Origin of the sequence: Paraferrimonas haliotis (assembly GCF_002282895.1) — a bacterium.
Lineage (GTDB): Bacteria > Pseudomonadota > Gammaproteobacteria > Enterobacterales > Shewanellaceae > Paraferrimonas > Paraferrimonas haliotis.
Genome location: NZ_NRRB01000001.1, coordinates 397,632 through 415,888, shown reverse-complemented (window position 1 = coordinate 415,888; position 18,257 = coordinate 397,632). Strand labels below are relative to the sequence as shown.

Annotated in this window: 19 protein-coding genes; 3 read left to right on the top strand and 16 right to left on the bottom strand. The window is 49.8% G+C overall.

What is annotated here, in order from left to right:
- Positions 1 to 18 precede the first annotated feature (18 nt).
- Positions 19 to 1,338 (top strand): Na+/H+ antiporter NhaC family protein, encoded by a 1,320-nt coding sequence (locus CLC91_RS02010; RefSeq protein WP_233132552.1) that lies wholly within the window; start codon positions 19 to 21, stop codon positions 1,336 to 1,338.
- Between the two features lie 100 nt (positions 1,339 to 1,438).
- Entirely contained in the window at positions 1,439 to 2,401 is a 963-nt protein-coding gene (locus CLC91_RS02005; protein WP_095497281.1) for a class 1 fructose-bisphosphatase, read from the top strand.
- A gap of 6 nt (positions 2,402 to 2,407) precedes the next feature.
- On the opposite strand, the gene CLC91_RS02000 is transcribed toward CLC91_RS02005, so the two are convergent.
- Positions 2,408 to 3,547: a tetratricopeptide repeat protein gene (locus CLC91_RS02000; RefSeq protein ID WP_095497280.1), complete on the bottom strand. Its 1,140-nt coding sequence runs from the start codon at positions 3,545 to 3,547 to the stop codon at positions 2,408 to 2,410.
- A 165-nt stretch (positions 3,548 to 3,712) separates the two neighbouring features.
- Between CLC91_RS02000 and CLC91_RS01995 the strand changes: the two genes are divergently transcribed.
- Entirely contained in the window at positions 3,713 to 4,846 is a 1,134-nt protein-coding gene (locus CLC91_RS01995; protein ID WP_095497579.1) for an MFS transporter, read from the top strand.
- 3 nt (positions 4,847 to 4,849) lie between these two features.
- Here the strand turns inward: CLC91_RS01995 and CLC91_RS01990 are convergent, their stop codons facing one another.
- Genes CLC91_RS01990 through CLC91_RS01920 form a run of 15 tightly spaced genes read right to left on the bottom strand, consistent with a single transcriptional unit; the run spans position 4,850 to position 18,245 of the window.
- The gene (locus CLC91_RS01990; protein WP_095497279.1) at positions 4,850 to 6,079 is read right to left on the bottom strand and encodes a beta-ketoacyl-ACP synthase; all 1,230 of its coding nucleotides are present in this window, start codon (positions 6,077 to 6,079) and stop codon (positions 4,850 to 4,852) included.
- Positions 6,079 to 6,804, bottom strand: coding sequence for a 3-ketoacyl-ACP reductase FabG2 (locus tag CLC91_RS01985; protein WP_095497278.1), 726 nt, complete (start codon positions 6,802 to 6,804; stop codon positions 6,079 to 6,081). Before CLC91_RS01985 ends, CLC91_RS01990 begins: the two co-directional genes overlap by 1 nt.
- Before the next feature lie 18 nt (positions 6,805 to 6,822).
- Positions 6,823 to 7,287, bottom strand: a complete 465-nt coding sequence (locus CLC91_RS01980; protein WP_095497277.1) for an ApeP family dehydratase — start codon at positions 7,285 to 7,287, stop codon at positions 6,823 to 6,825.
- On the bottom strand, positions 7,280 to 8,446 hold the full coding sequence (locus CLC91_RS01975; RefSeq protein ID WP_095497276.1) for a beta-ketoacyl-ACP synthase: 1,167 nt from the start codon (positions 8,444 to 8,446) through the stop codon (positions 7,280 to 7,282). The genes CLC91_RS01980 and CLC91_RS01975 overlap by 8 nt, the downstream gene beginning before the upstream one ends.
- A 3-nt stretch (positions 8,447 to 8,449) precedes the next feature.
- The gene (locus tag CLC91_RS01970; RefSeq protein ID WP_095497275.1) at positions 8,450 to 9,007 is read right to left on the bottom strand and encodes a DUF3261 domain-containing protein; all 558 of its coding nucleotides are present in this window, start codon (positions 9,005 to 9,007) and stop codon (positions 8,450 to 8,452) included.
- Entirely contained in the window at positions 8,994 to 11,279 is a 2,286-nt protein-coding gene (locus tag CLC91_RS01965; RefSeq protein WP_095497274.1) for an MMPL family transporter, read from the bottom strand. The genes CLC91_RS01970 and CLC91_RS01965 overlap by 14 nt, the downstream gene beginning before the upstream one ends.
- On the bottom strand, positions 11,266 to 11,892 hold the full coding sequence (locus CLC91_RS01960; RefSeq protein WP_158220673.1) for a LolA family protein: 627 nt from the start codon (positions 11,890 to 11,892) through the stop codon (positions 11,266 to 11,268). The genes CLC91_RS01965 and CLC91_RS01960 overlap by 14 nt, the downstream gene beginning before the upstream one ends.
- Complete coding sequence (locus CLC91_RS01955) at positions 11,871 to 12,308, bottom strand: acyl-CoA thioesterase (protein ID WP_095497272.1); 438 nt, start codon at positions 12,306 to 12,308, stop codon at positions 11,871 to 11,873. Before CLC91_RS01955 ends, CLC91_RS01960 begins: the two co-directional genes overlap by 22 nt.
- Positions 12,293 to 13,837, bottom strand: a complete 1,545-nt coding sequence (locus CLC91_RS01950; RefSeq protein ID WP_095497271.1) for an HAL/PAL/TAL family ammonia-lyase — start codon at positions 13,835 to 13,837, stop codon at positions 12,293 to 12,295. The genes CLC91_RS01955 and CLC91_RS01950 overlap by 16 nt, the downstream gene beginning before the upstream one ends.
- Positions 13,827 to 15,491 (bottom strand): glycosyltransferase family 2 protein, encoded by a 1,665-nt coding sequence (locus CLC91_RS01945; RefSeq protein WP_095497270.1) that lies wholly within the window; start codon positions 15,489 to 15,491, stop codon positions 13,827 to 13,829. Before CLC91_RS01945 ends, CLC91_RS01950 begins: the two co-directional genes overlap by 11 nt.
- Positions 15,491 to 15,841: an ApeI family dehydratase gene (locus CLC91_RS01940; RefSeq protein ID WP_095497269.1), complete on the bottom strand. Its 351-nt coding sequence runs from the start codon at positions 15,839 to 15,841 to the stop codon at positions 15,491 to 15,493. Before CLC91_RS01940 ends, CLC91_RS01945 begins: the two co-directional genes overlap by 1 nt.
- Positions 15,834 to 17,177, bottom strand: a complete 1,344-nt coding sequence (locus CLC91_RS01935) for an AMP-binding protein (protein WP_158220672.1) — start codon at positions 17,175 to 17,177, stop codon at positions 15,834 to 15,836. The genes CLC91_RS01940 and CLC91_RS01935 overlap by 8 nt, the downstream gene beginning before the upstream one ends.
- Positions 17,174 to 17,722 (bottom strand): COG4648 family protein, encoded by a 549-nt coding sequence (locus tag CLC91_RS01930; protein ID WP_095497267.1) that lies wholly within the window; start codon positions 17,720 to 17,722, stop codon positions 17,174 to 17,176. Before CLC91_RS01930 ends, CLC91_RS01935 begins: the two co-directional genes overlap by 4 nt.
- Complete coding sequence (locus CLC91_RS01925; protein WP_095497266.1) at positions 17,722 to 17,970, bottom strand: acyl carrier protein; 249 nt, start codon at positions 17,968 to 17,970, stop codon at positions 17,722 to 17,724. Before CLC91_RS01925 ends, CLC91_RS01930 begins: the two co-directional genes overlap by 1 nt.
- Complete coding sequence (locus tag CLC91_RS01920; RefSeq protein ID WP_095497265.1) at positions 17,970 to 18,245, bottom strand: phosphopantetheine-binding protein; 276 nt, start codon at positions 18,243 to 18,245, stop codon at positions 17,970 to 17,972. Before CLC91_RS01920 ends, CLC91_RS01925 begins: the two co-directional genes overlap by 1 nt.
- Positions 18,246 to 18,257 lie beyond the last annotated feature (12 nt).

Genomic DNA, 18,257 nt, shown 5'->3' with positions numbered 1-18,257 from the left:
CATGAAAGCGAGATAATTGTGAGCCAATCTCAACAACCTACTCCTAAGGCGCTGGCCTTATTGCCTTTGGGCGTTTTTCTAACTCTGTTTATTGGTGCAGGGCTTTACTTTCAAAGCCAGGGCGTGGACTTCGCTTTTTATCAGCTGCCCAGTGTTGTAGCGATATTGCCCGCAATATTACTGGCGATCATTCTCAGCAAACAAAAGCTCAATAATGCCATTGCCACCTTTGTTGATGGCATAGGTCACAACAACATCATCACCATGTGTTTGATTTACTTGCTGGCGGGTGCTTTCGCCGCGGTTGGTAAAGCAACCGGCGGTGTCGACGCTACCGTAGCTCTGGGTCTTAGCTTGATTCCAGCAGCGTTTTTATTACCGGGCTTCTTTATCATTGCCGCTTTCATTTCCACCTCTATGGGTACCTCGATGGGAACCCTAGCGGCGGTTGCGCCCATTGCACTGGGCGTTGCTCAACAAGCGGGGATTGAGCCCGCTTTGATGGCCGGTGCCATTTTATCTGGCGCCATGTTTGGGGATAACTTGTCCATTATTAGCGACACCACCATCGCCTCGACTCGCACCCAAGGCTGCGACATGCGCGATAAATTCCGTGAAAACCTAATTTTTGCGGTACCGGCAGCGCTTATCACCCTGCTTATTTTCAGCTTTGCCAGCGCTGGTGAGGCGGTGATTGAGCCGCAGCAATATGACCTATTAAGCGTTTTGCCTTACATCGCCATTTTGATTTTAGCGGTAGCAGGTGTGAACGTATTTGTGGTGCTCACCGCAGGGATTTTGTTTGCGGGCCTGAGCGCCATCGCCACCACAGACTATGGTGTCATTCAGTTTGGCCAAGATGTATACGCCGGTTTTGGCAACATGCAGGAAATCTTCATTTTGTCCATGCTGGTTGGCGGACTTGCGGCATTAATGCAGCAACAAGGCGGTCTGGCATTTGTATCCAACATCATTGAAAAGCTCATTGCTCGCTTTTCTAAAAAGCAAGGTGAGGCCTCTACTCGTGCAGCAGAGCTTGGTATGGCGGGCTTAGTGTCGTTCACCAACACCTGTGTTGCGAATAACACGGTGTCAATCATTGTGGCGGGCGATCTTGCTAAGCAATTGGCGACCCAGCATCAAGTGGCCCCTAAGCGCGCCGCCAGTATTTTGGATATTTTCGCCTGTATCGTGCAAGGTCTGCTGCCCTATGGCGCTCAGGCTTTATTGCTCTCATCAGCGTTTTTGATTTCGCCTCTGGCTGCCGTAAGCCAAGCATTCTATTGCATGATTCTTGCGGTGGTTGCCATTGTGGTGGTGCTGATACGCAAACGCTAACCGCGACACATTTATAGGCCTGCTCAGTTGTCGGGCAGGCCTAGGTTACGCTATCATTAGCCGCGCACCATTCACCTACTGACGGCCACAGGAATTCGCAATGCAATCCTTGCAAACTGCCTTACAAAACCAACAAACCGATCCCGAACTTTCCCAATTACTCGAGTTATTAGCCGATATTTGCTGTGAAATCAGTAATGACGTGCGCCGCGGCGCTTTGGCCGGCGTGTTAGGCGTGGCAAGCTCTGAAAACGTGCAAGGGGAAACCCAGAAGAAATTGGACATCATTGCCAATGACCTTATCAAACGCCGCTTAGCAGAATTACCTAGCGTTAAAGGGATTGCTTCTGAGGAAGAAGATGACGTGGTCAGCTTACACAGCGACGGTCGTTTTTTAGTGAGCTTTGACCCGCTCGATGGCTCGTCTAACATCGACATTAACAGCTTAGTTGGCACTATATTTTCGGTGTTACCGGCACCGGAAGGTACGCTTACCCAAGCCAGCTTTTTGCAAAGCGGCCGCAATCAATTAGCGGCGGGTTATGCCCTTTATGGTCCTTCCACTCTTATGGCACTGTCCACCGGTCAGGGGACTCAAATGTACACCCTAGACCCAAACAGCCAAACCTTCTTGCAGCTTGAAGCACAGGTGCAAATACCAGCCACAACTCAGGAGTTTGCCATTAACATGTCGAACCAACGATTCTGGCAAGCGCCGATGCAAGGCTACATTAATGACTTACTCGAAGGGGCTAATGGGGTAAGAGAAAAGAACTTTAACATGCGTTGGATTGCTGCCATGGTGGGCGATGTGCATCGGGTATTAAGTCGTGGCGGTATCTTTACTTACCCGGCTGACCACAAGAACCCAGATAAGCCCTTTAAGCTGCGTTTAATGTACGAAGCCAACCCAATGGCCATGTTGGTTGAGCAAGCCAATGGCTTAGCGTCTACCGGTTATGAAAACATTCTCGATATTGAACCGAGCGGTATCCACCAGCGGGTCGCCGTTATCTTAGGCTCTCGCGATGAAGTAAGCCATTGCCTAAGCTACCACGCTTAATTGATGCTATTGTCGCGATGCAAACGCTGCCAGTTTCGACTGGTAGCGTTTTTTATTATCCACATCCTGAGACAGTGACAAGGCTTTAGCGAGGTTGTCTTTTGCCTTTAAATGGTCCCCCGTTTGGGCATAGGATTTGGCCAGTCCAAAGTAAAACTCATGGCGGTAATCCGCTTTATCTAACGCCTTGTTGTAATAATAGATAGCGCGCTGATAATCATTATTTGCAAACGCTAGCTCCGCTTGGTCAAAAAAGTGATAGGGATTTCGCAAACGACTCAGCTCTACCCGCTTATGGATAGCGGCCCATTCGGTTAAGCGACCTTGATCCGCCAGTAACACCGAATAGTTGTTGAGCGATGTTAAGTCATCTTGGTTTAATGACAAGGCTCTCTGATACAGAAATTCAGCTTGCTCTTCCAGACCACTGCGACGATAAACCAATGCAAGGGTATTCATTGCCTGAGTCGAGTGCTCATCATAACTGAGCGCCTCTTTCGCCATCCAATAGGCCGGTCGAATATTGCCATCAATCAAATTCTCCGCCGCCAAATTATTGAACAACATCGACAGCACTTGGTCTTCCGTTACAAAGTTGACCCGGTAACCGGCGATGGCACGAGTGGGTAAAAAGTCCACCACAAACGTATCGCGACTGGTGGTATAGGTGGTTGGCATAAAGCCCGGCATCAATCCGATGTTAATGTGGTCGTTAATGAGCAGGTAACCCGAGTCTCGATCCCAAATCGGATCCACCTTTACTTCTCGGTAGCGCACTTTAATGCCCAACTCTTTCGCCATGGCCGCGGTTAACAACACCAGTGACAAACAATTGCCGACACGAACCTCATAGGTGCTAGCAGGCAATTCTGAAACCCGTTCTTGATATTGGAAATGGCCCTTTTGAGCGGACAGTTGCTCGGCTAGCCACTGGTGCGCTAACAACTCGCCACCGTGGCGATTAAACTGCAGTTTAAGATCGTTGGCTTGCGCTTTATCTAAACGAGTGGCTTGATGGCGGTTCGCCACGTCCAGCTTGGGAAAAAATGCAGAATCTTCAAAAGGAATGGGCGCCCTAGCGGCATTATCTGGAGCGGTGGCGCATCCTGAAAGCAGACCAATGAGCAATAACGTTCGAATAATCATACCGTTTCTCCCCATATTTTTGTCAGTTTAATGCCAGTCTTTAGGTACAGTGCGTTAAATTAAGCTTAGCTTAAGTAGACACGGTTTGACCAATTCAGGTTAATATGGAGCTCTAACCAACTAAAGTGAGCCATTGTGAAACAACAAAAACAGCTGCTCCTGCTTATGATTTTCGTCATGTCATTGGTGTTTTCCGTATGGCAAGTGTTGCTCAACAACTTTGTTATCGAGCGGGCCGCCTTTAGTGGTGAAGAAATTGGCATGCTGCAAAGCTTGCGCGAAGTGCCGGGCTTTTTAGCCTTCACTGCGGTGTTTGTTTTGTTGGTATTAAAAGAGCAAACCTTTGCCTTTTTGGCGTTAGGCTTAACCTGCATCGGGGTGGCCATTACCGGTTATTTTCCCAGCGTTATTGGTCTTTATTTAACCACGGTACTGATGAGCATTGGCTTTCACTACTTTGAAACCGTCAACCAATCGCTGACTTTACAGTGGCTTGATAAAAATGAAACCGCCACTTTTTTAGGGCAAGCCCTGGCTTGGAAAGCCGCTGCAGCCCTAAGTGCCTATGCCAGCATTTGGCTGTTAATGTCTTGGTTGCAGGTGGATTATCAACTCACCTATGCCTTAATTGGCGGGTTTGGGGTCATACTGACCCTAGCACTGTGGTTCTATTTTCCGCGCTTTCCAAGCACCACCAATCAACAACAAAAGCTGATTCTGCGCAAGCAATACTGGTTGTACTATGCGTTGGTGTTTTTCTCTGGCGCTCGGCGCCAAATATTCATGGTGTTTGCCGGGTTTATGATGGTGGAAAAATTCGGCTACTCCGTCAGTCAAATTACAGCGCTGTTTTTAATTAACTATGTGTTTAATTTATTGTTTGCCAAGCGCATTGGACGTTTCATCGGGCGCATCGGTGAGCAACGAGCGCTCACCATTGAATACCTGGGGTTGATTGCAGTCTTCGTCAGTTACGCTTTGGTGGATACCGCCATTATTGCCGCAGCATTGTACGTAATTGATCACTTGTTGTTTGCCATGGCACTGGCGATAAAAACCTACTTTCAGAAAATTGCTAAGCGTGAGGACATTGCAGCCACTGCTGGTATTAGCTTTACCATCAACCACATTGCGGCGGTGATCATTCCGGTATTGCTGGGGATGGTTTGGATAGTATCACCTGCGGCGGTGTTCTACGTGGGTGCTGGTTTTGCGTTATGCTCTTTGATGTTAGCGCGGCTAATTCCAGCCAATCCTGAGCAAGGTATGGAGACTCGCTGGCAACCGAGTCTCCGTTAGCGATTAGTCCAGTCTTTTAAAGATGAGTGATGTATTAATGCCGCCAAAGGCAAAGTTATTGCTCATCACATACTCGACGTCCATGGCTTTGCCTGCAGCCGTGATGTAATCCAGCTCCCCGCAACGGGGATCGATATTGTCCAAATTTACCGTCGGCGCAAACCAACCGCGACGCATCATTTCTATGGTCAGCCAAGCTTCTATGGCGCCGCAAGCCCCTAAAGTATGGCCAAAATAACTCTTAAGGCTTGAAATGGGCATGGCGTTGCCAAATACCGCTGAAGTCGCTTGAGTTTCGGCGATGTCGCCCAACTCGGTAGCGGTGCCATGGCCATTTACATAACCAATGGCTGATGCGGGCAAATTTGCATTGGCTAACGCCATTTCGATGCATTTTTGCATGGTCTCAGCGCGAGGTTGAGTCACGTGGGCCGCGTCGCAATTGGTGGCAAAGCCAACCAGCTCAGCAATAGGTTTAGCACCGCGCGCTAAGGCGAAATCAAGATTTTCTAATACGAAACTGCCAGCACCCTCGCCAATAACTAAGCCGTCACGATCCGCGTCGTAAGGCCGCGGCGTCAAGCTCGGTGAATCGTTTTTTTGACTGGTGGCAAATAGAGTATCGAATACCGCCGATTGGGTTGGGCACAGCTCCTCGGCGCCACCGCACACCATGGCCAACTGCTGGCCGTATTTAATGGCTTCATAGCCGTAGCCAATGCCTTGGGAGCTGGAGGTACAGGCCGATGAAGTGGGAATCACTCGCCCTCGTAAACCAAAGAACAGCCCGGCATTAACCGCGGCACTGTGAGACATCATCTTGACGTACGTATTGGCGTCCATTTCACGGGTGCTGTGATCCCGCAACAAGGTGGTAAAGGCGTTGCCTTCTGTGGTGCTGCCGCTGCAACTGCCGTAGGAAATTCCGGTTGAGCCGTCGGTGAGTGCCGCTTCGTCCAGCAAGCCGTTGGCGCTAAGGGCCAGCTCGGTGGCGCGTGTAGCCAGTTTCGAAACTCGGCTCATTGAACGAATTTTCTTGCGGGTATAATGACTGGGCAAACTGAAGTCGTTAATGGGTGCTGCCAACTGGGTTTTAAGGCCATCGTAAATGCGCCAGTCTTGCATGCGCTGAACAGCGTTTTGTCGGCTTTTCAAAGCGCTAAACACCTGCTCGACGTCGGTACCTAAAGAGGTAATCCCCGCCATTGAGGTTACCACAACGCGATGAGTCATTAATGCAACCCTCCGTTAATTCCAATCACCTGTCGATTAATATAGCCGGCATTAGGGCTTAACAAGAACGCCACCAACGCCGCCACTTCTTTAGCCGTGCCCATTCGCTGCAGTGGAATGGCCGGCAGCACATGCTGTTTAACGTGCTCTTCAACCATACCGGTATCAATTAATCCCGGCGCAACGCAGTTAACCGTAATCGCCCGTCGCTTACTGGCCAGTTCGGTGGCCAAGGCTTTGGTGGCCCCAATAATGCCGGCCTTCGAGGCGGAATAATTCACTTGGCCGCGATTACCCACTTGCCCCGACAGAGAAGCCATGGCAATGATCCGACCTTGTCGGTTAGCAACCATAGGCATAACGGTCGGATGAATCACGTTATAAAAGCTGTCAAGGTTGGTGTGAATCACATCGTCCCAATCTTCTCCAGTCATGGCTGGAAAGGCGGTATCGCGAGTAATTCCAGCGTTGGAAACCACCCCAAAATAAGCGCCATGCTCGGCAATATCGGCATCAATGACTTGCTTACACTGAGCTCTATCGGAAACATCGAATTGCAAAATGCGACAATGACCACCGTCGGCTTGAATTTGCGCTTGAGTCTGTTCAGCACCCGCTTTATCGCGGCCATAATGAGCCACTACCAAAAAACCTTGGCCGGCGAGCTCAATGGCAATGGCTTGACCTAAGCCTTTGCTAGCACCTGTGATTAACACTTGCTTCATAGCACTTCCTAGTTACGATTACGCTGGTGTTTTGAGCGTTTCCAGCATTTGCTGTGATGGCCGGTAGGTATTTAACTGAGCACTGGCCACCACCTCTCCTTGATATTCGATGCGACACTGATAAACACCCATGTGCTCATCAAGCATCACCTGTTTGGCGTAGACCTTTAGCACCGCGCCAAGCGGGTATACTTTACCTTGATCTTGGTAGCGTCGGCCGCCCAGCAGCAGTCCAACCTGAATGGGCTTATCGGTCGACAGAGCTTTTATTCCAGCAGCGGCGCCTATTGCCTGCGCCATAAACTCTATACCCACGTGCGCGGCAACCCCTTGCTTGTGGACATCGTAAAATACCCCTTGCTCGCTTATGGTAACACCGCAGCATATTTCCTGCTCATTGCAGTCCAACACTTCATCCAGCAAAATCATGGGTGCACTGTGTGGCAATAAGGCTTCAATGGGGGGATAGTTAGCTTCAGTCACGAGTTACTCCAAAAATCAGCGCCGCATTATTGCCACCAAAGGCAAACGAGTTTGAGATGACGAAGTTGTCCGTAAGCGCCTGCTCAGATTTCACTAAGTTGATTGGACTGCACTCTGGGTCAAGTTCGCTGGACCGGGGAAATTGCTGCGGCAGCGTTTGGTGTTCTAGACTCCAGCAGCAAATGGCGGCTTCAATAGCCGCAGCCGCCCCTAAACAATGCCCGGTGAGCGCTTTCGTTGAGCTCACTGGGGTATCACCCAACAGCTCTGAAATTGCTTTCGACTCCATAGCATCGTTCAGTTGTGTGGCGGTACCGTGGGCGTTTACATAGCCAATATCAGCGGCGCTTAGATTGGCCATGGTCAATGCTTGCTGCATCGCTTGCTGAGCACCTTCACCGCTTGGCAACGGAGCCGACATATGATGCCCTTCGGCTGATTCGCCCCAGCCAGCCAAATACAAGGCCGCTGGCTCACGAGTGCATAAAAACAAGGCCCCAGCCTCGCCGATGTTAATGCCACGGCGTTCGCTTGAAAACGGCATACAAGGATCGCTAGAGACTTGCTCAAGCGCATCGAAACCATTGACGGTCAGGTCGCAATAACTGTCGACACCGCCGCAAATGACCGCATCACACACACCGGTTTGCAGTAATTTTTGCGCCGAGATAAAGGTTCTGGCAGCGGAAGAGCAAGCGGTAGAAATAGAAAATCGTGGTCCGTCAACTTGAGCAAGCTTTGCTATAAAGTCGGCACTGTTGCCAATGTCTTGGTGACTGAACTGGAAATCATCGGGTAATTGTCGATGTTGTTGAAAGTGGCGAATGGCTTTTTCGCCTTCGGCAATACCGCAGGTGCTGGTGCCGATCACGACCCCAATTCGATGAGCACCCATCGAGCTTATCGCTCGCTCAACACCTTGCTGAATTTGCTCAAAGCACGCCGCAGCTATGCGATTGTTGCGATTATCCCAATGACGGAATGACGTGGGCACCGGCGGTAACTCTTCAACAATACTGGCCACACAGCCAAATCGGCCACTGTAAAGCGGCTCGCCTAAGCGAGCCATGCCCTTGCTTTCACCTGAAGCTAAGGCATCTAGGGTTGCTTGTTTGCCACGGCCTAATGCACTGATGGCGCCAATTTGCTCGATGTACATAAATTACTGCTGCCATTCGATGGTCGTTAAGGTTAACTCTGTTTGGAAACGCTTATCGATAATGCGTATCTGACCACCGTTTTGTCGTGGTTGCTGATAAAGCACGGTCAGCTGTTGTTGACCGTCGCCCTTGCTCACCACTCGCGAATCTGATGTGGTTATCATAGTGAGCTTAGCGCTACTAAGCAATGCATCGAGCTCTGTTGGCGGCCATAGCGCCAACAACAAGCTTTCCAGCACCAGCGCATCGTTCGGCCCTTGCTCCGATTTTGGCAGCAGGCTGTGACTGGTGAGCACTGTGCCATCCCAGCTGAGGTCGAACAGCTTTACGCCCATTATCGATAGGCCTACCAGGCGTACCTGTTTAGCATTGATTTCGGTAACGGCGATGAATTGATACTGTTGCTCACCTCGTTTAAGTTGCGCTTGCTGCTGAATATAAGCCTCGCCACCATAACTTCCTGGACTTGGCCAGGCATCTCGGCCGCGATTTTGCTCGGTAGTGGCACACCCTGTTGCCAGCAACACCAAACCAATAACGAACACTCTAAGGTGCAACATGCTTCATCCTTTGTGGTTGTGGCGCGAGCACCCAGGCGGCAAAGATGCCGCAGGCAATCGTTAGACCGAAGCTGGCAATGGCGTTATTACTGGAAAAGGCCATAATCCCAAACGCCAGTAAGGTGGTAATGCCCGCCAAAATCACCGTCAGTAAACCATGCCCCTGATTGCGATGGCCGTTTAAAATTAAACTGTAGTCCACTCCAACCCCAAACACGATCAGTAAACCAAGCAGGCTAAACAGGTTGGCTTGTAATCCAGCTATTGCTGGCAAAGCGATGGCAAAGCCACAAGCAAGCACCGGCGCCAGTAACAGCCGGGCACCTTGCAACAAACCATAGCGACTAGCTAGCAACGTAAACACCGCCAGCAAGGCCACCAGCAGTAATTCTAAAACACTGTTGCGATAATCGCTTAACAGGGTACTGATTTCATCGGCTCGCGCGACATAGCTAACGCTTACCTGCGCGCTTTGCTGCTGCAGCGCTTCAATTGCAGCGATATCCTGTACCCCTTGCAGGGTCACCACCACATAGCTTCGGCCATCACTGAGGCTGCCAAATAAGAATGGCAAATCGGCTTTTAAGTAAGAAAAGACTTCCCAAGTAAGTAATTTAAATGGCGGCAGTTGTGGGGTTGTTGAGAGACCAAGTTGAGCCGCTAACTGCTCCCCCGAACTTGCTAGCAAGTACTGACTCAGTCGGTAATTTTGCTGTTGTTGAGCTTGCGAAGGCAGCAACTGTCCTAAGCTAACAAAGCGACTTAACACGCCTTGCTGTTGCAGCGCTTGCAGTTGTGGCATTAATTGTTCTTGGGTGGTGAGCGCTTGCTCTTGGGTATCGGCAACAATCACCAACCATTGTTGACTTGGGCTAACACCCGTGGCGTTAGCAATGAGCGTTTCTTCTTGTTTCAATTGCGAAGACAAAGACTGCATGGCGCGCACGTCGTCGTTAAAACTTACCAAGGTTAGGCCATAACCGGAAATAACCACTACAAGCAGCCAAGCCAAGCGGCTTATCACGCTGCGGCGATAGTTGTTGCAGCCATTAACCAGGGTGTCTCCTAATGCGCTTAAATCGGTCTTAGCTGCTGTTTCAGTGAACAAGGGATACAGCAACAACACGCTTGCCAATGCGCCAGCTAAGCCGACGCTGCAGAATACAGCGACTTGCTTAAGCCCGGGAAATCCTCCCCAGATCATGACCGCAAACGCAAAGCAAGACGACAGCATGCCCAAAAGCAGAACCGGCTGCATGTGCTTTAACGCTGTTTTCGGGTGCCAATGAGCCCCGGCGCAACTGCGATAACAAATATAGTGGAAGGCATAGTCCACCGAGATACCAATTAAGCTCGCCCCAACCACCAAGGTAAATCCATGAATTTGTCCAAACCACAACCAGGTGACAGCGGCTGCCATGGTGATGGCACTGTAAATCGTGAGTAGACATAAGGCGAGCGGTTGAGGGCTGCGAAAAAGCAACAACATGATAATGACAATGGCCACTAATGAACCGCCGCCAATAATCGCCACTTCAAATTGTGCCGACGAAGCGGCATCTGTGACGTAAAAAGCAGCACCCTGTCGCCAAACATCCACTCCATACTGTTGTGCGATGTCGTCAACACGCTGGTTGAGTTGAGCTATTAACTGCTGCTGTTCTCTTTGATAAGGGCTCGCCATGAGCTGTGCTTGCAGTAAAATTTGCACTTGCGAACCACTGTGACGCACCAAGTAGCCTTGTTCGGCGCTAAAGCGAGGCTCTGCAAACGCGTGCGTTAAATAATGGCGGAACAGCAGGAAAGGATCCTTATCCAATTCGGCAAAAGAAACGCCGGCAAACGGACTATAAATCTGGGTGATGGCACGCTGCGCAATCTCTGGCGCACCGTCATTTTGAAGGCCATTGCGGGTGTCGTTATCAAGTAATTGATAGCGGTAATCGAACAAGCTTTTGCCAATTTTAGACTGAATATCATCGACATCGGTGACCATCAACTCCAAAGATTGGCTAAGCTCTTGGCTCAACTCATCGGTGGCCGCTTTTACCTGAGTAAAGTCATCACCGTTGACCACCAGAATTAACTTTGTTTCAACGTCCTCACTCACCTCATCAAGTACCTGCTGCACCCAAGGACGTTGCTGGTCTTTAGGCAGTAAATCGAGGAAGTTGTTATTCGGCTGGCCGCCCTGGTATATCCAAACGGCTAACATGACGCTAGCAAATGCCACTAACGCCGCATACACAAAGGCTAGGCTATTTCGATTCACGGTTATCCAGCCCCTTAAGCAATTCGGGAACCTGAGTCAGTGGGCTGGTTTGGATAAAACGCGTCTCGGTGTGATCACCACTGTTTTCCATCACTTTCAGTGTCAACACATCCCCTTGGTTTCCGCTGACCTCAATGTTGGCCAGCACTTTGGCAAACATTCCGCCTTTAGGGGTAAGCTGCAGTTGCCATAGCGGCCACTGGGGTTCGGTATTAAGGCGCACATCAAACAACTCACTCTGTCGCTTCAAGTCGCCCGACATCAGCGCCAATACCGTTTGGCTAATGGACTGCGACAGCTTTGCTTGCTGCGAGCTTTGCGGCTGTTTTACGTGGTTTGTATAAACATCGATGCCACTTTGGCTCATGAGCGTTTGCTGTTCAAACGGAACGCTTTGCTGCCAAAGCAGCGCTTGGTTTTTGATTAAATAAAAGTCACCACTGGAGGTTAGCGGTCGTGACAGCCCGGCAATAAAGCGTTGTTGCTGATATTGCCCTTGCAGCTGTTGATTCGCGGCCAACGCCTGCTCTATCGTTTGCAAGTTAGCCGGGGTTTGTCCCCACCCGCTAAAACTGATCAGCAACGTCAGGACTAGGATTGAGATTCTTGCCATACCTGTACCTTCGATAATAAGCATTGTGGCGAAGCAAAACGCATTTGGCCATCCTCCAAGCCCACTGCACAGTGAATGGTGTGAGCTTTAATGCAAGTAGCTCCATCGCTATCGCGAGTGATTCGATAACTGATTTTTAACCGATTTTCCCACTCATCCAAGCGGCTTTGAATGGTCAGAGCATCGCCGTAGACTGCCGAGGCGACAAATTTCATGCGCGTATCCACCACCGGAAAGGCATAGCCTTGGCGCTCCATTTCCCGATAATCGAAATCCAGTTCGGCTAACAGCGCTTCTCGCCCTAACTCCAAATAGCGAAAATAATTACCGTGCCACACCACCCGCATGGGGTCGCAGTCTTGAAACGGTACCCGCACCTGTGCATTGGCAACAAGCGTCATTAGTACAAGGTCCATAACTGCAGTCGCACCGCATTCAAGCCTTCTCTTAATTCAGCTTCAAGCGGGCGGTCGCTGTCTAAAAATGGGCTAATCGCACGTATTTCGGTAATGCTTTTTTGAATGCTTTGGCTAAGTTCCGTGGCATCAAGTTGTTGTTGCCGTTGCCTTAATTCGATGGCCTGTACGGAAGCGAAAGCACAAGCTACCGCAACCTGCTCGGTTAACTCAATGACCCGCCGGCAATCGCGAGCGGCAATGGTGCCCATGCTCACCTTATCTTGATTATGGCTTTCGGTTGAGCGACTGAAGACTGAAGCAGGCATGGTGTTTTTAAGGGCCTCAGCGGTCCACGCCGACACCCCAATTTGCACCGCTTTAAAACCGTGATTAATGGGCAGCACATCGGCCTTGGCACCGCTTAAGTTATAGGGCAAACCGTTATTGAATTTATAGTCACATAGCTGCGCCAATTGTCTGTCCAACAGGTCGGCGACATTGGCCACCGCCGCTTTGAGACTATCCATAACCATGGCAATATGGCCACCATAAAAATGGCCACCATGAAGCACACGCTCTTCTTCGCCGTCGATGATGGGGTTGTCGTTAGCCGAATTAAGCTCTATTTCAATAACGCCGCGAGCCCACTCTAAGGTATCCTGCAGCACCCCGATTACATGAGGAGCACAGCGCAATGAGTAGCGGTCTTGCAATCGATCTGAGTTTCGAGGGGCTCGTTGCGAATCCAAATCTTGGCGCACTCGCTGAGCACATAGCACTTGGCCGGGGTGTGGTTTAACCGCATGCAAGGCTTCGCCAAAATGAAACGCGTTGCCTTGCATACCAATGCTGACCATTGCGGTAATCCGGGTAGCCAACTGACACAAATAATCGGCGCGTTTCCATGTTAAGCAAGCAATGGCGGTCATTACCGCGGTTCCGTTCATCATTGCTAAGCCTTCTTTGGGTTTAAGCTGTATCGGCTTGATGCCGGCATTTTGAAGCGCAACCGCAGCGCTGGTGACCTGCCCTTTATACACCACATCCCGCTCACCTATAAGAGCGGCGGCAATGTAAGAAAGCGGGGTTAAGTCGCCCGACGCCCCCACCGAGCCTTCTTCAGGAATGCGAGGTAAAATGTCGTTCTCAAGCAAACCCACCAAGTTTTCAAGCAGCTCCATGCTTACCCCAGATACGCCACGGCTTAATGAAGCGAGGCGTGTCGCTATGATGGCCCGGGTTTCACTGGTGTCGAAGTGTTTGCCTAAGCCACAACCATGAAAACGAGTGAGTTGATGTGGCAATTCTTCCACTAAATTGGCCGGAATCGACACAGTACAACTGTCTCCGTAACCCGTGGTAACGCCATAAATAATACCTTCTTCTTTCCAAAGCTTATCGAGAAAGTCGGCGCCTTTTTCGATGCGTTTGGCGAATTGTGGTTGCTCGCTTAAGCTCACGCCACGACCTTTAAAGGCAACGTCGACGATGTCTTCTATGTTCAAATTGCGGTCGCCAAAAACGACCTTAGAGGCATTAACTGTCATGTTCACAAGTCCAAAAATCAAAAAAGTTATACCACTGCAGCGGATAACGCAGCGCATAGTGCTCGAGCCGCTGCGCGTACTTGGCCACTAACTGCTGAAGCGCTTGTTGCCGCTGCCCTCTTGGCAGGCTCGGATGTTGCTCAAAGGGCTCGAAAAAGATGTCATAACGGTCGTTATTGGCGAAACCGAACATGGTGTATACAGGGTGTTTTAACAGCCCTGCCAACATAAAAGGCCCCTGTGGGAAAGGCGCTGGCGTCCCTAAAAACGACTGCCACACCACCCGTTTGTGTTGCGTCACAGAGGTTCTATCACCAACGATAACCACCCACTCTCCCTGACTCAGCTTCTGCTCTAACAAAATGGCGGTATCAGGCCCTAACTCAGTAACCTGTATCAAATTAAGATTGCTGTTTGGGTTTACTTGCTTCATAACGCTATTAAACGTCTCGGCATGTTCGGTAAACACCAACGCGTTAATGGTTAACTCGGTGTATTTGCCAGACAAGGCGCGACACAGCTCTATGTTTCCTAGGTGGCTGGCTAATATTACCGCCCCCTCATTGCTGTTTATCACGCTTTGCAGCAAAGCCTCATCGCTAAAATCCAACGAATCAAGGCCAATGTGGCCTCCCCATGCCGCCAGCTTATCCAGCATGTTTTGCCCAAAGCTGTATATGTGGCGGTAGCTGCTCAGTGTTGGCAACGAATGACTGCGGCTTTTTGCAAATTCCGTCAGCTTTTGTCGGTATTGGGTAGAGGTTGCACGGGCGTTCGCGTCGGTAAGGTAATAAAAGGCAATCACAGGGTGAAGCATCAAAGAAAACGCTTTGCGCCCAAAAAGCTGATAGCTTTTGAGCAAAATCATGATGCCTAAATAGCTGCCCCGCTCTCTATGCTTCGACCAATGATTGTTTTGAGAAGCGCTGAAATGACGACGAATAAGGGTCGGGCTCTTAAACAACATTTGAGTGATCAGGCGAGTATGGAGCCAACTGATTTTAACATTGTCCCACAGAGCGTCGAAATGACTCACGCCGTCTTCTGGGTAGTGCACCGCGATCGGAAGAAACTGTATATCAAGCCCTTGCCAGTAGAGCCTGACTAAGATTTCAATATCGAAATCCATGCGCCGACCAAGTTTAACAGTAGAAATTAATTCATAGGTAGCCGCCAATGGATAAATTCGAAAGCCACACATGGAATCTCGGATTTGTAGTGACAAAGTTTCAATCCAAACCGATACATGGGTTGCATAGCGTCCGTACAAACGCCCCTTAGGAACATCATCGCCATAGATTGGCTGGCCTGATATTACCGCCTTTGGGTTATCGCTTGCCAAGGCAATCAGATTCGGAATTTTGGCGAGATCGTGTTGGCCATCAGCGTCCACCTGGAGTCCATGGCTGTATCCTTGCTGATAAGCCCATGTCATCCCTGCCATCACCGCTCCACCCTTACCTTGATTGGTTTCCAGCTCAAGCAAAAATACATCGTTATCGTTTTTAAGTTGTCGCAGCGCCGCGGTGGTTTCGGCGTTACTACCATCATTGACCAATACCATAACCAGTTCGTGCTGACGCAACTGTTGCACCACTGCAGCGACGGTATTGCCGTGGTTATAGCAAGGAATGATGGCGACGATATTAAGCATTAGCGCTGACTCTTTAACTTGCCGGTGGCATGGTTGCCTAAATCACTGTGGTAACTGAAGGTCAATTTTTGTCGGGCCTCATCCCAATCCAGCTGCAACTGCAGTTGCATATCTGGCTTTATGGGCTGCTGATACTTAATGACATCGGCGCCTGCAAAACGAAAATCTGGAACCATCAGCTGCTTGGCGTAGTGAATCGCCCAATCCATTTGCACCACACCGGGCAGAATCGGCGTGCCTTCGAAATGGCCTTTAAAAAACAGCAGCTGGGCCGGAATGTGTAAACTCAAACAAGCGCTGGTAGCACTCACCTGCTTGGCTAATACTTGAGGGTAGCGTGGTTCAGTCATGGAACAACTCCTTAATCGCTGCCAGGTCTAATTTAAACTGACTGTTTCGAGGAATGAACCCCACCACCTTGATTTTGCGTGGCAAAGCAACCGGCTCTAGCAGGCCAGATAAGCATTTGCGCAATTCCCGCCACAACCATGAGTGCCCCTGGCTGGCATAGTGCTGCTTCCCTTCTTCGGACAACGCCACCGCGCACACAATGCGCAGCTGTTTTCCTTGGGTAACGGCTAACGCCGCGCAGTCATCAACCAAACTCGATTGTTTTAGAGCAAGCTCGATTTCATCCAAAGAAACTCGTTTTTCAGCGATTTTAACAATGCGATCTTGTCGACCAACCAAACTGAATAAGTTGCTATCCTGAAGTTCAACCTGGTCCTTAGTCGCAAAATAAGCCGCTTCAATATAGGGAGAACGCACCACTAAACATTGATTATGAATGGCCAATTCGACGCACGAAAACGCTTGCCAAGGCTGGTTCGCGTGTTGTCGCTGCCGAAATGCGATACCGCCCGTTTCAGTACTGCCATAAACCTCAATGGGACGGCACTGCAAGCGTTTTGAACAGCTTTCTACGGCTTCGAATGACAAAGGACCTCCGGAGCTGAATACGCTATGACACTGCCCTTGAAGTTGTTCCATTTGCCCTAAGCGCTCTAAAAATGCAGGACTGGCAACAAATAACGTTTGTTTGGTGAGTTGCAACATTAATGCTTCTTCGTGCTCAATCAAGCCGCAGTCAAAGGGGCGGTTTGCCAGCAAAGGCCACACCACGCGAAACAACAAGCCATAAATGTGATTGTGAGCCACTGAGGCTGTTACTCGAGTCACCGGTTCATCACTGCAAAACTGCTGCTGCAGCTCTTGAGCTTCTCGCTCAAGCAATTGCAGGGTTTTGCTAATTTGAGTAGGTTCACCGCTGCTGCCCGAAGTAAACAAAGACAACCCACAGGCGCTGCCGTCCAAGGGGCTAAAGTCCACTTCAAGCGCTTGTTTTGAGCCAATTTCCACTGCAACGTCATTGTGGTGCAATGCGGCATCGATATTACTGATAAGTGGCCACTTAAGCCGATAGCTAGGCCAGTTTTTAGGTTGCAGATTACTTGGAAGGATGGCGTGTTTATCGGCCTGATGACAGCTGAGTAGCGCCACCAGCATCGACCAAGGTTCGTCGCATACTATCGCAAAGTCTCTCGCTTGGTGAGCTTTCAAACGGGTAACCAAATGCGCACAGTCTGTTTGTAACTGCCGCAAAGTGAGCGGTGTCGCCGAACGGTAAGCGATAACGCGCTGGCCATTGTGCTCGCATAATAGGTTGTGCAATAGCGAGTGTTTCATACCTTTAACACCCATTTCCGATAAAGCCATTCCCCACCAAGCAAAGTGCCAATGAGAAGGTAGCTGATCAATCCGTTGTACAAAGTCCAAAGGTTCAGTGACATAAAAGTAGTGGCGCAGGCAATGCTGGCGTTTATGACAAAGAACACAAGCCACAGTTTAGTCAGTGTGGCGGTGTAGTGTCGGCCGCGTTCATCCAGGTTTGGATCCTGTAATAACGCCAGTTGAGTTATCACCGGCGACTTTGCACGCAGACTGATGTAAAAGCCGGTGGCCAATACTAAGTTAATGGCCACCGGATAATACAAAAACCAATGCTGTTGCTTTAACAGCATGCCGAGCGCCACTAGCACCACGCCAATGGCGGCTCCAAACCGCAGCAGTTTGGCCATCGCTGTTATGGCTTTGCTAAACACCACCCGATAACACAAAACCGCAAAAATTAAGCCGAAGACCCACACCCCATGGTCGTGGGAAAGCCCCATGAAAACCAGTAACGGGTATAAAGCAACTAAAATGCCGCCTAATACCGATACCAGTTTCATTAAGCGTTAGCTGCTAAATCAACAACCGCGACCACCACATCATCGACGGTTTTGACCGACTTAAAAGTCTCGGCTTCAAATTTATCGCCGGTCTTGTTTTGCAAGAACACCACTAAGTCCACAGCATCAATACTATCCAGATCTAAATCATCCGCCAATAATGCCTCTGGCGTTACTTGCGAAGGCTCTAATTCAAACAGCTCCACCATGGCTTCTTTGATCAGTGCAAATACCTCTTCATAACTCATCAGACGGCTCCTTGAGTGCTCTGAGAAGAAATATAATCCGCCAATGTGGTGACACTTTGAAAGTGTTCACGTACAGCCGGATCGTCACCATTAATGACGATATTAAAGGTTTTCTTAATCGCAAGCCCGAGTTCCAAGGCATCGATAGAGTCTAAGTTGAGACCATCGCCATCACCAAACAAAGGTTCGTCACTGTCAATATCGCTTACTTGCAAGTCTTCGAGATTCAGTGAATTAATTATCAGCTGCTTAAGCTGTACATCCAAATCGTTCACAACACTGTTCCT

Excerpts from the sequence above, each read along its gene's own strand:
- CLC91_RS02005 (WP_095497281.1), top strand. The coding sequence starts at position 1,439 with ATGCAATCCTTGCAAACTGCCTTACAAAACCAACAAACCGATCCCGAA.
- CLC91_RS02000 (WP_095497280.1), bottom strand. The coding sequence starts at position 3,547 with ATGATTATTCGAACGTTATTGCTCATTGGTCTGCTTTCAGGATGCGCC.
- CLC91_RS01995 (WP_095497579.1), top strand. The coding sequence starts at position 3,713 with ATGATTTTCGTCATGTCATTGGTGTTTTCCGTATGGCAAGTGTTGCTC.
- CLC91_RS01990 (WP_095497279.1), bottom strand. The coding sequence starts at position 6,079 with ATGACTCATCGCGTTGTGGTAACCTCAATGGCGGGGATTACCTCTTTA.
- CLC91_RS01985 (WP_095497278.1), bottom strand. The coding sequence starts at position 6,804 with ATGAAGCAAGTGTTAATCACAGGTGCTAGCAAAGGCTTAGGTCAAGCC.
- CLC91_RS01975 (WP_095497276.1), bottom strand. The coding sequence starts at position 8,446 with ATGTACATCGAGCAAATTGGCGCCATCAGTGCATTAGGCCGTGGCAAA.
- CLC91_RS01970 (WP_095497275.1), bottom strand. The coding sequence starts at position 9,007 with ATGTTGCACCTTAGAGTGTTCGTTATTGGTTTGGTGTTGCTGGCAACA.
- CLC91_RS01960 (WP_158220673.1), bottom strand. The coding sequence starts at position 11,892 with ATGGCAAGAATCTCAATCCTAGTCCTGACGTTGCTGATCAGTTTTAGC.
- CLC91_RS01955 (WP_095497272.1), bottom strand. The coding sequence starts at position 12,308 with ATGGACCTTGTACTAATGACGCTTGTTGCCAATGCACAGGTGCGGGTA.
- CLC91_RS01950 (WP_095497271.1), bottom strand. The coding sequence starts at position 13,837 with ATGACAGTTAATGCCTCTAAGGTCGTTTTTGGCGACCGCAATTTGAAC.
- CLC91_RS01945 (WP_095497270.1), bottom strand. The coding sequence starts at position 15,491 with ATGCTTAATATCGTCGCCATCATTCCTTGCTATAACCACGGCAATACC.
- CLC91_RS01940 (WP_095497269.1), bottom strand. The coding sequence starts at position 15,841 with ATGACTGAACCACGCTACCCTCAAGTATTAGCCAAGCAGGTGAGTGCT.
- CLC91_RS01935 (WP_158220672.1), bottom strand. The coding sequence starts at position 17,177 with ATGAAACACTCGCTATTGCACAACCTATTATGCGAGCACAATGGCCAG.
- CLC91_RS01930 (WP_095497267.1), bottom strand. The coding sequence starts at position 17,722 with ATGAAACTGGTATCGGTATTAGGCGGCATTTTAGTTGCTTTATACCCG.
- CLC91_RS01925 (WP_095497266.1), bottom strand. The coding sequence starts at position 17,970 with ATGAGTTATGAAGAGGTATTTGCACTGATCAAAGAAGCCATGGTGGAG.